Source organism: Bradyrhizobium sp. WSM4873 (assembly GCF_055811355.1).
In genome coordinates, this window is record NZ_JBVVPS010000001.1 from 571,184 (window position 1) to 584,895 (window position 13,712).

At 63.5% G+C, this 13,712-nt stretch carries 11 protein-coding genes; 4 read left to right on the plus strand and 7 right to left on the minus strand.

The window, feature by feature from the left end; all coding sequences use genetic code 11:
• Positions 1-13: 13 nt before the first annotated feature.
• Positions 14-1,669, plus strand: a complete 1,656-nt coding sequence (locus tag AC0L21_RS02815; protein ID WP_473257806.1) for a TRAP transporter large permease — start codon at positions 14-16, stop codon at positions 1,667-1,669.
• An 80-nt stretch (positions 1,670-1,749) separates the two neighbouring features.
• Here AC0L21_RS02815 and AC0L21_RS02820 read toward each other — a convergent pair whose 3' ends face one another.
• Entirely contained in the window at positions 1,750-2,838 is a 1,089-nt protein-coding gene (locus AC0L21_RS02820; protein WP_085352726.1) for a TRAP transporter substrate-binding protein, read from the minus strand.
• 279 nt (positions 2,839-3,117) lie between these two features.
• Between AC0L21_RS02820 and AC0L21_RS02825 the strand changes: the two genes are divergently transcribed.
• Positions 3,118-4,419 (plus strand): M20/M25/M40 family metallo-hydrolase, encoded by a 1,302-nt coding sequence (locus tag AC0L21_RS02825; protein WP_473257811.1) that lies wholly within the window; start codon positions 3,118-3,120, stop codon positions 4,417-4,419.
• Between the two features lie 70 nt (positions 4,420-4,489).
• On the opposite strand, the gene AC0L21_RS02830 is transcribed toward AC0L21_RS02825, so the two are convergent.
• Both AC0L21_RS02830 and AC0L21_RS02835 read right to left on the minus strand, forming a co-directional pair.
• Positions 4,490-5,887: a sensor histidine kinase gene (locus AC0L21_RS02830; protein ID WP_473257814.1), complete on the minus strand. Its 1,398-nt coding sequence runs from the start codon at positions 5,885-5,887 to the stop codon at positions 4,490-4,492.
• Between the two features lies 1 nt (position 5,888).
• Entirely contained in the window at positions 5,889-6,563 is a 675-nt protein-coding gene (locus AC0L21_RS02835; RefSeq protein ID WP_007592584.1) for a response regulator transcription factor, read from the minus strand.
• 316 nt (positions 6,564-6,879) lie between these two features.
• Here AC0L21_RS02835 and AC0L21_RS02840 point away from each other — a divergent pair, with 316 nt between their 5' ends.
• Positions 6,880-7,938: an alpha/beta fold hydrolase gene (locus tag AC0L21_RS02840; RefSeq protein WP_473257816.1), complete on the plus strand. Its 1,059-nt coding sequence runs from the start codon at positions 6,880-6,882 to the stop codon at positions 7,936-7,938.
• Positions 7,939-8,269: 331 nt separating this feature from the next.
• Here AC0L21_RS02840 and AC0L21_RS02845 read toward each other — a convergent pair whose 3' ends face one another.
• Complete coding sequence (locus tag AC0L21_RS02845; RefSeq protein WP_473257818.1) at positions 8,270-8,623, minus strand: hypothetical protein; 354 nt, start codon at positions 8,621-8,623, stop codon at positions 8,270-8,272.
• Between the two features lie 285 nt (positions 8,624-8,908).
• Between AC0L21_RS02845 and AC0L21_RS02850 the strand changes: the two genes are divergently transcribed.
• Positions 8,909-10,438 (plus strand): FAD-dependent monooxygenase, encoded by a 1,530-nt coding sequence (locus tag AC0L21_RS02850; RefSeq protein WP_473257820.1) that lies wholly within the window; start codon positions 8,909-8,911, stop codon positions 10,436-10,438.
• Between the two features lie 37 nt (positions 10,439-10,475).
• Here AC0L21_RS02850 and AC0L21_RS02855 read toward each other — a convergent pair whose 3' ends face one another.
• The 3 genes from AC0L21_RS02855 to AC0L21_RS02865 all read right to left on the minus strand — a co-directional run bounded on the left by AC0L21_RS02855 (position 10,476) and on the right by AC0L21_RS02865 (position 13,704).
• The gene (locus AC0L21_RS02855; RefSeq protein WP_473257823.1) at positions 10,476-10,826 is read right to left on the minus strand and encodes a YunG family protein; all 351 of its coding nucleotides are present in this window, start codon (positions 10,824-10,826) and stop codon (positions 10,476-10,478) included.
• Between the two features lie 412 nt (positions 10,827-11,238).
• Positions 11,239-12,330 carry a TRAP transporter substrate-binding protein gene (locus tag AC0L21_RS02860; protein ID WP_473257825.1) on the minus strand — a complete coding sequence of 364 codons (1,092 nt, stop codon included), beginning with the start codon at positions 12,328-12,330 and terminating at the stop codon, positions 11,239-11,241.
• Between the two features lie 231 nt (positions 12,331-12,561).
• Positions 12,562-13,704: an Mrp/NBP35 family ATP-binding protein gene (locus AC0L21_RS02865; protein ID WP_473257827.1), complete on the minus strand. Its 1,143-nt coding sequence runs from the start codon at positions 13,702-13,704 to the stop codon at positions 12,562-12,564.
• Positions 13,705-13,712: the final 8 nt, after the last annotated feature.

Consider the following 13,712-nt stretch of genomic DNA (forward strand, 5'->3'; position numbering starts at 1 on the left):
TTAGGGGGAAGTCATGACCGCGTTTATTATCGCCAATCTGGCGCCCATCATGTTCGCGACGCTCGTCGTCGTGCTGCTGCTCGGCTATCCGGCGGCCTTTTCGCTCGGCGCCGTCGGCCTGTTCTTCGCCATCATCGGCGTCGAGCTCGGGCAATTCCACCCGGACTTTCTGCAGGCCCTGCCCGAGCGCGTCTACGGCGTGATGAACAACGACACGCTGCTCGCCATTCCCTTCTTTACCTTCATGGGACTGGTGCTCGAGCGCTCCGGCATGGCCGAGGATCTGCTCGACACCATCGGCCAGTTGTTCGGCACCATCCGCGGCGGCCTCGCCTACGCGGTGGTGTTCGTCGGCGCCCTGCTTGCGGCGACGACCGGCGTCGTGGCGGCCTCGGTGATCTCGATGGGCCTGATCTCGCTGCCGATCATGCTGCGTTACGGCTACGACCGCCGCGTGGCGACCGGCATCATCGCGGCCTCCGGCACGCTGGCGCAGATCATTCCACCGTCGCTCGTCCTGATCGTGATGGCCGACCAGCTCGGCAAGTCGGTCGGCGACATGTACGAGGGCGCTTTCATTCCGGGCTTGGTGCTCGCCGGCCTCTATGCGACTTACGCGTTCCTCGTGACCATGATTTTCCCGAAGGCCGCCCCGGGCCTGCCGAAGGAAGCCATCGGTTTCCGCGAGGAGAGCGGCGACCGCGGCCTGAAGTCCCTCGGCGTGCTGTTCCTGGCGAGCTGCGTGTTCGGCTGGTTCATGATGCGGAATTCGGAGACACACGGCGCCGACTTCGTCGTGCTCAGCATGTTCTTCGGCATCCTCTTCGCGTTCTTCGTCGCCATCGCGAACTGGGTCCTCGACAAGCTGACGGGCTTCCGTTTCCTTTCGAAGATGGCGCAACAGACCACCTTCGTCATGGTGCCGCCGCTGTTCCTGATCTTCCTGGTGCTGGGCACGATCTTCATCGGTGTCGCGACGCCCACCGAAGGCGGTGCGATGGGCGCGGCCGGCGCCCTCATTCTCGGAGCCGCGAAGCGGCGCCTGACCTGGGACCTCGTTCGTCAAGCCACCGAATCGACGGCGAAGCTGTCCGCCTTCGTCGTCTTCATCCTGGTCGGCGCGCGCGTGTTCTCGCTCACCTTCTACGGCGTCAGCGGCCACGTCTGGGTCGAGCACCTGCTGACCTCGCTGCCCGGCGGCCAGGTCGGCTTCCTGATCTTCGTCAACGCCTTCGTGTTCGTGCTGGCGTTCTTCCTCGACTTCTTCGAACTGGCTTTCATTGTGATCCCGCTGCTCGGGCCGGCTGCCGAGCATCTCGGCATCGATCTGATCTGGTTCGGCGTCATCCTCGGCGTCAACATGCAGACGTCGTTCATGCATCCGCCGTTCGGATTTGCGCTGTTCTATTTGCGCTCGGTGGCGCCGAAGGAGCGCTATACCGATCGCGTCACGGGCAAGCGCATGGAGCCGGTCACGACGGGACAGATCTATTGGGGCGCGGTGCCGTTCGTCGTCATCCAGATGATCATGGTGCTGCTGGTGATCATGTTCCCGTCGATGGTGATGCACTACAAGGGCGTGCAATCCACCGTCGATCCCAACAGCATCAAGATCGACATTCCCCAGATCGATCTGCCGCCGCTCGACTTCGGCCAACCGAAGCAATAGCGCCCGGCCGGCCCCGCAAAAAAGAAACCCGGAGCTTTCGCTCCGGGTTTTTTCGTTTGGGCGGATCGTGCGCTCTGCGATCAGCTCTGCGAGTTGCGCGCCATGAAGTTGTCATAGCCGACTTCGGCGACCTGGAACCACTGATATCCGTTGTTCGAGAACGCGGTCAGCGATTCGTAGACCTTCTTGAAATCCGCGTTGGTGGCGGAGACTTCGGTGTGCAGCTCCTTTGCCGCCTTGAAGCAGGCCTGCATGACCTCTGGCGAGAACGGATGCAGCTTGGCTCCGGCCGCGAGCAGACGCCGCAACGCCGGTGGATTAGACTGGTCATACTTCGCCATCATCCAGTTGTTGGCGTAGTGCCCCGCCTGCTCGAGGATGCTCTGATAGTGCTTCGGCAGCGCATTCCACTTGTCCTGGTTGACGAAGGCGAGAAGCATGGGCCCGCCTTCCCACCAGCCCGGGAAGTAATAATGCGGCGCGACTTTCACGAAGCCGAGCTTCTCGTCGTCATAGGGCCCGACCCATTCCGCCGCGTCGATGGTGCCCTTCTCCAGCGCCGGATAGATGTCGCCGCCGGCGATCTGCTGCGGCACCGCGCCGAGTTTGGCCATCACTTTTCCGGCGAAGCCGCCGATGCGGAATTTCAACCCGCTGAAGTCCTGAGGCGTCTTGACCTCCTTGCGGAACCAGCCACCCATCTGACAGCCGGTGTTGCCGGCAAGCAGCGAGACGACGTTGTACTTCTTGTAGAACTCGTTGAGAATCTCCCTGCCGCCGCCCAGCATGTACCAGGCCTGGTTGATGCGCATGTTCGGTCCGAACGGTACAGCCGAGCCGAAGGTGAAGGTCGGGTCCTTGCCGAAGTAATAGTAGGACGCGGTGTGGCCGATTTCGCAGGTGCCGTTCTGCACGGCATCGAGCACCTGAAGGCCCGGCACGATCTCGCCGCCGGCAAATGTCTGAATCTGGAATTTGTTGTCGGTCGCTTCGGCGACCATCTTGGCCATCATCTCGGCGCCGCCATAGAGCGTATCGAGTGATTTCGGCCAGCTCGTCGGCATACGCCATTTGATCTCGGGCGTCGTCTGCGCGATCGCTGGAGCGGCGAGCGTGGCGACACCCGCCGCACCAAGCCCGGTGACCTTGATGAAATCTCGTCTTTTCATGATTTCCTACCCTGATGGATTGTGATGATGGGCCTTCTTGCCGAGGCTTGGAGGCCAGCATGGAACAAGTGTCATCCGATTTCCATCCCTCACGATGTGAGGGACGAAAATGCTCAGCTCCCGCGCCATCCGATCCTACGACTTTAGGCTTAGGCGGCCGGCCGCCCTGGCCCTTCCCATCACGTCCGCCTCGGCGGGGCATGACGGGTGCCCCGGACGCGTGACAAGCGCCGGAAACACGGGCATACCGCGCCATCCCCCAACCCAAGGCCGCCGCGCATGCCTCGATCGCACCCTGCTCCATCGCTCGTTGGTCCCTTGATCGCGTCGCTCTGGCTGGCCTGTGCGGCAATGACGGCGCATGCCGAGCCCAGCGCGAATGTCATGGCCGACGTCCATGCGCTGGCGCAAAAGGAGCAGCAGCCGCTGCTCGACACGCTGCGCGATCTCGTCAGCATCGAATCCGGCAGCAAGGATGTCGAAGGCCTGAACCAGATCGCCGAGCGCGTTGCCGGCCAGCTCAAGCAGCTCGGCGGCACGGTGGAGATCCTGCAACCCGCCGACGTCTATCGCCTCGACGACACGCCCGAGAAGATCGGCCCGGCCGTACACGCCGTATTCAAGGGCACAGGCACCAAGAAGATCATGCTGATCGCCCACATGGACACCGTGTACCTGAAGGGCATGCTGAAGGATCAACCGTTCCGCATCGACGGCGACAAGGCCTACGGCCTCGGCATTGCCGACGACAAGCAGGGCGTCGCGCTCATTCTCCATACCGTGGCGGTGCTGCAGAAGCTGAGCTTCCGGGATTACGGCACGCTCACGGTGCTCACCAATGGCGACGAGGAGATCTCGTCACCCGGCTGGCGCAGCACCATCACCAGGTTCGCCGCAGATCAGGACGTGGTGTTCTCGTTTGAAGGCGGCGGCACCGACGGCACGCTGCGGCTGGCCACCAGCGGCATCGGCTCGGCCTACCTCACGGTGCAGGGCAAGTCGTCGCATGCGGGCTCCCGGCCCGAGGGCGGCGTCAATGCACTGTACGAACTCTCGCATCAGGTGCTGCAGATGAAGGACCTGTCCAAACCGGAGCAAGGCCTGAAACTGAACTGGACGGTCTCCAAGGCCGGCACCAACCGCAACGTCATCCCCGCGGAGGCCACGGCCCAGGCGGACGCGCGCGCGCTCAAGGTCGCCGATTTCGACGAGCTGGAGAAAGCGCTACAGGACAAGATCAAGAACCACCTGCTGCCCGACTCCAAGGTCGCGCTCAAATTCGAGGTGCGTCGCCCGCCGCTCGAGGCCAACGACGCCTCACAGCGCGTGGCGGCCTACGGCAAGACGATCTATGGGGAGCTTGGACTGCCTCTCAAGGTCGACGAGAAGGCGACCGGCGGCGGCACCGACGCCGCGTTTGCCGCGCTGAAGACCAGCGGAGCCGTGGTCGAAGGCATGGGCCTGTCGGGCTTCGGCGCGCATTCCAACGACGCCGAATATGTGCAGCTCAACAGCATCGTGCCGCGGCTTTATCTGACCACGCGCATGATCATGGATTTGTCCACCGGCAAGCTGAAATAAGCGCTCTCTTCCTTCTCCCCTCATATCCGCCGAAGCCTTGGCGAAGGCGGATGTGGGAGAAGGTGGCGCGTCAGTGCCGCACCACGTTCAATTCAACCTCGCCCGACTTCTCCGCCAGCCTGAACCGCAGCGTGAACTGCGCGCCGCCGCCCGGAAGATTCTCCACCGCAACCGTCGCCACGTGATCATCCGCCACCGCGCGCACGATCGACAGCCCGAGGCCGGCGCCGTCGCTGCGCTGGCGGTCGGCGCGCCAGAAGCGCTGGAAGATCAATTCGCGCTGGGCTTCCGCAATTCCCGGTCCGCAATCGCGCACGCGCACCGCACCATCCTCGCTCACATCGACATCGACCGACGTGTCCTTTGCCGTGAACTTGATGGCGTTTTCGGCGAGGTTGAAGATCGCGCGCTGGAGCATCACGGAATTGCCGTGGATCAGCACCGGAGCCTCGGTGCCCTTCAGCGCGATATCCTTGTGCTGCGCGATCGCGAACGGCGCGATCGAACCGACCACCTCGGCGCAGACCGCACGCAAATCCGCGGTCTCGCCGGGATCGAGCACCAGCGTGTCGAGTTCGGCGATCTCCAGCAGCTGCGCGACGATGCGGCTCATGCCCTCGATATCGGCATGCAGCGCCTGCTTTGCAGCGCCGTCGCCGAGCGTCTCGATCCGCGTGCGCAGGATCGCGAGCGGCGTGCGCAATTGGTGCGCGGCGTCGGCGGTGAACTGCCGCTGCACCCGAAAGCCGTCCTCGAGGCGGTCGAGCGCCTGGTTGACAGCGGTAACCAGCGGCATGATCTCGCGCGGGATCTGCTCCGTCGGCAGGCGGATGTCGGTGCGCGCCGGGCCGATATTGCTCGCCTCCTCGGAGGCCTTCCACAGCGGCGCGACAGCGCGGCGAAAGATGATGATGTCGATGCCGAGCAGGACCAGCAGGATCGGGATGGTGATCCACCCGACCCGCCGGAAGAAGTTCGAGACAATGTCGTCGATGATGACGTCGCGGTGCGCGAGGTCCTCCGCGACGCGAATGCGTATCACCTTGCCGTCGATGGTGCGGGTGACGCCGGCGCCGGAAATCGTCTCGGAGAGCGGCGGAGGCGCGGCCGTGGCAGTGCCGGTCTTGCGCCGCGACGAAAACAGCAGATTCCCCTCGGCATCGCGAATGTCGTACTGGTAGCGGCCATAGGCTTCCGAATAAAGGCCCTTGAGACTGTCCGGCAGGTTGAACGTCAACAGCCCGTCGGGCTGGGCGACGATGCGCTCGGCCAACACCTCGGCCTGCGCGCGCATGGCATCGCGATGCAGCTGGTCGATCTCGGAATTGAGCAGCCAGAATAGCACCAGCGGCAGGAAGATCGCGACCACAGCGACCGCCACGATGTGCAGGAACACGATGCGCCAGATCAGCGATTTGAACGTCGGCGACCTCGCATGAATTCCGGCGCGAGATCCGATCCGGGCCACGCTATTTCTCCTCGGCCATGAGATAGCCGACGCCACGGATGGTGTGGATCACGACCTTGGCGCCGTGCTCGGCGAGCTGCTTGCGCAACCGCGAGACGTAGACCTCGACCGCGTTGGAGGCGACCTCGCCGTCGAGCCCGAAGATGTGGTCCTCGACATTCTTCTTCGGCACCACCCGCCCCTGCCGGCGCAGCAGGATCTCAAGCACCGAGGTCTCGCGCGCGGAAATGATGCGCGGCTGGTCGTCGACGAAGATCTGGCGGCTTTCGGTGTCATAGACGAGGTTGGCGAGGCGCAGCGAGCGGCCGAGCAACTGGCCCGGACGGCGCAGGATCGCCTCCAGCCGCGCCACCAGTTCCTCCATCGCGAACGGTTTGGCGAGATAGTCGTCGGCACCGCTGCGCAGGCCGCTGACGCGGTCCTGCAAGCCGCCGCGCGCGGTCAGCACCAGCACCGGCAACGGCTCCATCTGCCGGCGCAGCTCGCGCAGCACCGAGAGGCCATCGCCGTCGGGAAGTCCGAGGTCCAGGATCATCGCGGCATAGCTGACGCTGCTGACCGCCTCGCGCGCTTCGGCGGCGCTGCCAACGATGTCGCTCTCATAGCCGGCCGCCGACAGCCCGCCGGCAACGAGCCGCGACAGTTCGGCATTGTCCTCGACGATCAGAAGGCGCATCGCATTGTCCCGCGGGATGTTCCGGTGTCACCGCACGGCTCGCGCCGCATCTTCGCTGTCTTCCACCATCCGGGGCATCTCGGCCAGCGAAAAAGCATCCCCCCGCGGGCGGCCGCTCCCTTCCGTCAGGTTCCTGTAAGCCAATCAGGGCACCTGCGGATGAGGTCGCGGATGGCGCGGACGTTTGCTTCCTTGGGCCCCGCCGCCGGCGCCGCATCGATCCTGCCAAGGAACGAACACCCCGGAGAACCGTTTAACTCAGCTGCAACATTTCTCATTTGATGGGGCGTCGTGCAGACCACCTAAGGTAATGCACATGCGCCTTGCACGACGAACACGTCCCAGCTCCCTTCTATCCGATTGCTTGACCGCCATCACGCGACATCCGGGCGCCGCCGCGCTTGCTGCCGCAGGTACCCTCGTTGCGGCTACCGCAATCATAAATCGGCGGCTCGCGAACAAAGCGCAACGCGATAACCCTCCGCAGGGTCGGTTCATCGACGTCGAGGGCGTTCGCCTGCACTATTTGGAACGCGGCAAGGGCAAGCCGCTGGTTTTGTTTCACGGCAATGGCAGCATGGTCCAGGATTTCGATTCGAGTGGATTGATCGATCTCGCAGCCGGGAACTACAGGGTCATCGTGTTCGATCGCCCCGGTTTTGGGCATAGCTCGCGGCCAAGACATGTCGTCTGGACCCCGGATGCTCAAGCGGACCTGTTCAAGAAGGCGCTCGATCAGTTGGGCGCCTCTCAAGCGATTGTCCTTGGCCATTCGTGGGGAGCGTCGGTTGCGGTTGCGCTGGCGAAAAGACATCCTTCGTTCGTACAGGCTCTCGTGCTGGGCTCGGGTTATTATTTCCCGACGCCCCGCTCGGACAGCGCGACGTCGGTGCTGTCCGCCCTACCAGTGGTCGGGGACCTCATCAGCTATACGATCTCGCCGCTAGTCGGTCGGATGATGTGGCCCGCGATGTTGCGCAAGCTGTTTGGCCCCCGGCCGGTCCCTAACAAGTTCACGGGCTTTCCGAAAGAAATGGCGCTCCGCCCATCACAGATGCGGGCCGCAGCGGCCGAAGCGACGATGTTGGTCCCCGCCGCATTCTCAGGCTCGAAGACCTACGGTGAACTCAAGATGCCGACGATCATTATCGCGGGCCAGGGCGACCGTATGATCGATGTCAAGCAGTCCGCCAGGCTGCACGGCGAGATCAAGCAGAGTAAATTGCGCCGGATCGACGGAGCGGGACACATGATTCATCATTCCGCAACTGCTGAAGTCATGGCGGCCATCGACGAAGCTGCTGCCGAGGCCGTGTTGACCCATGGACGGGAAGGTCCGGGCGTACAGCAGTCCCAAGAGACTTCCGGCGCCTGAGGGCGGATTGTTGGCGAGAAAGCGGCTGCACGGAATTTCCGAAGAAGAAGTCGAGAGATCCATGGGACGCGATGACCCCGCATAGCGCCATCGTCCAGTGACGATGGGCCACCAGTTCGTAGATGTGCTCAACACCGAGATCACCTGAACGATCATTCGTGAAGCAATTCGTAATCGCTGACGAACAACTCCGCTTGTGGCCGTCGGCGAACCTCACGGCTCGTTTGCCGAGGATCGCCTCTGAGCCAACTCGGTCGCGGGGTACACTTCAACCTGCCCTTCCGATCGAACCGACACCTTCCGACCGGGTATGCTATCTGTCAATCACTGCCTAGGACCGCTCGTCGGGACACCATCGTGCGATCAGGAACGAGCCGCCGGCAACGGTGGCAAGCAGCAACGCCACTGCGATGATGGCTGTGGGCAGCGCGATCAAACCGCGCGCATGGGCGGTCATCGCGGCGGAACCGAAAGTGAACGAGCACCCGCTCGCGACGAGGTTCGACATGGCTTGCACGACCGCGCACCGCGAGACCGGCTTGTAATTCAGAAACCTCCAAAGCAGCGGCGCGCCCGTGAAGGCAAGCGTCAAGGCCCAGACGAGGATCAGGAAGGGTCCGTCGAAAAGGCTAAAGAAAATGGAAGACAAGATCATCACTCTGAAGCGTCCGGCGTTTGACGTCATAGCCCGCGATCAGGTTCAAATGCGTCAGGTCTCTGCAGCTCCATAGACAGACTGCGGCCTGTCCCGTTGACGAGCCCGCGTTCAAACAGCTAAATTGGCAATGTCGGAAAAGGCAGATTTGGTCTGGTAAGCCCAAGTCCTTTCGGTAACGAAAGCTCTGGTCTTTGGCCTCAGGCCTGAGATCCCCACGACGAACGCGATCGCTGTTCAGGCGATCACATGTTCGTCCGTGAGGTCCTCAGGTCCGGGAAACGCTCCGGTCGATCGTCGACAACGGAGCATTTTATGCAGACCCCCGACACGATTTCCTATGACGTTATCATCGCAGGCGCTGGTCCCGTCGGCCTCTTTCTGGCTTGCGAGCTGCGGCTTGCCGGCTGTTCGGTGCTGGTGCTGGAGAAGGCGCAAGACCCGCACTCGCCGCTGAAGAGCCCGCCCTTCGGCTTGCGCGGCCTGTCGGTGCCGACCATCGGGAGCTTCGACCGCCGTGGCTTGCTGGAGTGCTTGAAAGCTCGCGCGACGAGCCGCGACACGCCGGCGGCTGCGCACTGGATGCAGCAGCAGCGTCGCCCCGGCGGTCATTTTGCCGGCATCCAGTTCTTCCACGACCAGATCGACGCTACGCAATGGCCATACCGCCTGCCCGGCCCGATCACCAACATGGCCGCCGACATGGCAAGCATCGAAGACGTCCTTGCGATCCGCGCCAAGGCGCTGGGCATCGAGATCCGGCGCGGCTGCGGTGTCGAGGCGTTCGTGCAGTCGATCGATGGCGTTGCCGTCGAGGTGAGCGGCGAAACCGTCCACGGCCGCTGGCTTGTCGGCTGCGACGGCGGGCGCAGCAGCGTGCGAAAAGCGGCTGGTATCGGCTTCACCGGGACCGATCCGGAGTTCACCGGCTATTCTGTTCAGGTCGAGCTGGCCGATCCAATCTTGCTCAAGCCGGGTCGCCACTACACGCCTTCGGGCATGTACACCTATGTGGCGCCGGGGACGATCGCGATGGTCGATTTCGACGGCGGCGCCGCCCACCGTAGCGAGCCGGAACGCGACCATGTCGAGGCGGTGTTGCGCAGGGTCTCGGGCATCGACGTGACGGTAACTGCGCTGCTGCTGGCCACAACCTGGACCGACCGCGCTTATCAGGCAACCGACTATCGCATGGGCCGAATATTGCTGGCGGGTGACGCCGCGCATGTCCATTCGCCGCTGGGCGGCCAGGGCCTGAACCTCGGCCTCGGCGATGCCATGAACCTCGGATGGAAGCTCGCGGCGACCATTCGTGGCGATGCGCCGTCCGGCCTGCTCGACAGCTATTCGACCGAGCGACATCCGGCAGGAGCACAAATCCTGGACTGGTCGCGCGCACAAGTCGGGCTGATGCGCCCCAGCAAGAGTTCGCGCGCGCTCGAAGCCATTGTGCGTGATCTCGTCAATACGCGCGACGGCACGACCTACTTCGCCGAGCGCGTGTGGGGCGTTTCGCTCCGTTACGATCTCGGCGGTCGGCATCCTCTGGTGGGCCGAAGCGCGCCGGACTTCAAGTTCGCCGACGGGACAAGACTGAACGAGCACCTTAGAACGGGACAAGGGCTGCTGCTGGATTTTGGCGTACGGCCATCGCTTCAAGCGCTTGCGAGCCGCTGGAGCGGCCGGATCACCTATGTCGCAAACGAAGCAAAGGATCGATTGGGCTTGATCGCTTTGCTCGTGCGCCCCGACGGCGTGGTGGCCTGGGCCAGCGAACAGGCTCCTGACGAGGAGGAAACCTCGCAGGCCGCAGCGCGATGGTTCGGTGAGCCCAATGTCTGCTAGGGCCGTTTCACGTCGCCGATATCGGCCTTACCATGCGCTAGCCTGAATTCGGACGGTGCTCCTGAAAAGCGGCTCTGAGTTCGGCCAGCTCATTGCTTGTCGCTCCCAGTTCCGCATCGGTACGGCTTGCAGGTAAATCCTTGTAAGCAATCGGCTGATCGAACTGGCTCGCCGTGAAGTCATACCGCCGGCCTGTGATGCGATTGTAAAAATGGTCGCCGGCCGGCAGCGGCGTCTTCAGCAAGTCGCCGCCGAAGAGCTCGTGAATCAGCAGCGAGGTGACGTTGCATTGCCCTGCCGCCGGATTGCTCGCCGTCCATTGACTGGCCGTTGCCAACGACCAGGCCTTGCGCAGCGCGCGTTGAACCTCATCGGGATCGAAGTTCATCGTCAACCCAGGCCAGCCGCCGAGGCACTCATTTCGGATTTTGCGATAATGCCTTTATGCCACTGTTTTGCCCGACGAGTCAAACGATCTTGCTGAAGCACGCGCTTGGTGCGCCTCCCGCTTTCGCTCCCAAAATGCGAAGTTGCCATCGACCGCGCGATGCTCGGGCCCGCCTGCCAATTAACTCCATTGCATCAAGCTGTTGGCTCCACGCGCAACGCCTTGTCCTCTCATCCCTCGTCTACTGTGCATGGGGTTGTTTTTCAGTTTTTTTGTTGGAGGCCCCGCCCGTGCCGCGGCGACAACGCCGCTCGGCGGCTTCCGCCTCGCCTATTCCGATCGCGTCGCCCCAAAGAAAAAGCCCGGCCTCGCGAACGAGACCGGGCGTGTCGTCTTGCGACTTGTTCGAAGATCAGCCGCGGGTGCGCGAACGGATCATGAAGCTGTCGTAGGTGTATTCGGCGACCTGCCACCACAGATATTCGTCGGAGCGGTAGGCCTGCATGGCGTCGATCGACTTCTTGAAGTCGGGATTCTTGGCCGAGATCTCGCCCCACAATTCGTTGGTCGCCTTGAGACAGGCTTCCAGAACCTCATTGGTGAACGGGCGAAGCTGCGTTCCGCCGGCGACCAGACGCTTCAGCGCGCCGGGGTTCACCATGTCGTAGCGCGCGGCCATCCAGGTGTTGGTGTTGACGGTCGCGTTGGTGAGGATCGCCTGATAGTTCTTCGGCAGCTCGTTCCACTTGTCGACGTTGGCGAAGGCGTGAACGGTGGGACCGCCTTCCCAGAAGCCCGGGTAGTAATAGTACTTGGCGACCTTGGCGAAGCCGAGCTTCTCGTCATCGTAGGGACCGACCCATTCGGCGGCGTCGATGGTGCCCTTCTCCAGCGACGGATAGATGTCGCCGCCGGCGAGCTGCTGCGGCACCACGCCGACCTTCTGGAGCACCTGGCCGGCAATGCCGCCGATGCGCATCTTGAGGCCCGAGAGGTCGGCAACGGTCTTGATCTCCTTGCGGAACCAGCCGCCCATCTGGGTGCCGGTGTTGCCGCAGGGGAAGCCGACCACGTTCGACTTCTTGAAGAACTCGTTGGCGAGCTCGTTGCCGCCGCCCTGGTACAGCCAGGAATTCTGCTGGCGTGCGTTCAGGCCGAAAGGCACCGACGCGAAGATCGCGAAGGTCGGGTCCTTGCCGACGTAATAATACGACACCGTGTGGCACATCTCGACGGTGCCCTTCTGCGTCGCGTCCAGCGCCTGCAGGCCCGGAACGATTTCACCCGCCTGGAAGACCTGGATCTGAAACTTGTTGTCGGTCATCTCGGCGACGTATTTCGCCATCTGCTCGGCACCGCCATAGATGGTGTCGAGCGACTTCGGGAAGCTCGACGTCAGGCGCCACTTGATCTCGGGCGAGGACTGCGCGATCGCCGGCGAGGCCACCGCGGCGGTCGCCGCCGCACCGGCTGCCGACACTTTCAGGAAATCACGACGCTTCATCTTCAGTCTCTCCTTGTTGGGGCGTTTCCCCTAACTTCCTCTTTGCTGCCGCTCATTCCGGCGACGCGTTCTTGGGCCGCGTCGAACCGAAGGGGCTTGACTGCCGTGGGCCTTTAACACGGAAGCCCCGCTTTCGAAACGCGACATTGGCATGACAGGGCTCTACGAAAGTCGCATGTCCCCAGAGTATTGGTTTGAAGGGTTGGCTTGAAGGTATTGCCTTGGATCTGCTCAGGCCGCGGCGATGACGCCCTTGAGCTGGTCCCGCACCTGCCCCGCAATGGCGCGGTAGATCGCCGCATGGGGACCGTCCGGCTCGCTGTCCACAACGGGCGTGCCGGCGTCCGAGGTGGCGCGAATCGCCATGTGCAGGGGGATCTCGCCCAGGAACGGCACCCCGAGCTTCTCGGCCTCGTGGCGCGCGCCGCCATGGCCGAAAATGTCGGATTTCGTGCCGCATTGCGGACATTGGAAATAGCTCATGTTCTCGACGATGCCGAGCACGGGCACGTTGACCTTCTTGAACATCGCAAGCCCCCGCCTTGCGTCGATCAGGGACAGGTCCTGCGGGGTCGAGACGATCACGGCGCCCTTCAAGGGGACGTTCTGCGCCAGCGTGAGCTGGGCATCGCCGGTGCCTGGCGGCATGTCGACGACGAGCACATCGAGCTGGCCCCATGCGACATCGCGCAGCATCTGCGTCACCGCCGACATCACCATCGGCCCACGCCAGATCATCGCAGTCTCTTCCTCCACCAGGAAGCCGATCGACATGATGGCCAGGCCAAAGCGCCTGAGCGGAATCATCTTGCGCTCGTCGTTCAGCTCCGGCTTCTCATGCAGGCCTGTCAGCCGCGGCACCGAGGGGCCGTAGATGTCGGCATCGAGCAGCCCGACCTCGAGGCCGAGATCGCGCAGGCCCAGCGCAAGATTGAGAGCGGTGGTGGACTTGCCGACGCCGCCCTTGCCCGAGGCGACCGCGATCACGGCCGCGACGCCCGGAATCTCGGACTGCCGCGCCATCGGCGATTGGGCGCCGCCCTGCGGCGGCGGCTTGTGGGCATGGACCGGCTGCACGCCTGGCGCACCGCGGCTGGGAGTTGGCGGCGGTGGTGGCGCCGCACCGGCCTTGCGCTCGGCGGTCAGCGCCACCATCACAGTGGTGACGCCGGGAATGGCGCGGACCGCGGCCTCGGCCTCGGCCCGGACGGATTCCCAGGCTCGCGCCTCGGCGGCATCGACATTGATCGAGAAGAACACCTTGCCGTCGGCCGCGCTGATCGCGCTCAGCACACTGGCATTGGTGAGCGCGACCCCGCGGGGCGACTTGATCCTGGCGAGGCTGTCGAGAACCTGTTGCTGCGTCACGCTCAAAGCGCATC

Excerpts from the sequence above, each read along its gene's own strand:
- AC0L21_RS02815 (WP_473257806.1), top strand. The coding sequence starts at position 14 with ATGACCGCGTTTATTATCGCCAATCTGGCGCCCATCATGTTCGCGACG.
- AC0L21_RS02820 (WP_085352726.1), bottom strand. The coding sequence starts at position 2,838 with ATGAAAAGACGAGATTTCATCAAGGTCACCGGGCTTGGTGCGGCGGGT.
- AC0L21_RS02825 (WP_473257811.1), top strand. The coding sequence starts at position 3,118 with ATGCCTCGATCGCACCCTGCTCCATCGCTCGTTGGTCCCTTGATCGCG.
- AC0L21_RS02835 (WP_007592584.1), bottom strand. The coding sequence starts at position 6,563 with ATGCGCCTTCTGATCGTCGAGGACAATGCCGAACTGTCGCGGCTCGTT.
- AC0L21_RS02840 (WP_473257816.1), top strand. The coding sequence starts at position 6,880 with ATGCGCCTTGCACGACGAACACGTCCCAGCTCCCTTCTATCCGATTGC.
- AC0L21_RS02845 (WP_473257818.1), bottom strand. The coding sequence starts at position 8,623 with ATGACGTCAAACGCCGGACGCTTCAGAGTGATGATCTTGTCTTCCATT.
- AC0L21_RS02850 (WP_473257820.1), top strand. The coding sequence starts at position 8,909 with ATGCAGACCCCCGACACGATTTCCTATGACGTTATCATCGCAGGCGCT.
- AC0L21_RS02855 (WP_473257823.1), bottom strand. The coding sequence starts at position 10,826 with ATGAACTTCGATCCCGATGAGGTTCAACGCGCGCTGCGCAAGGCCTGG.
- AC0L21_RS02860 (WP_473257825.1), bottom strand. The coding sequence starts at position 12,330 with ATGAAGCGTCGTGATTTCCTGAAAGTGTCGGCAGCCGGTGCGGCGGCG.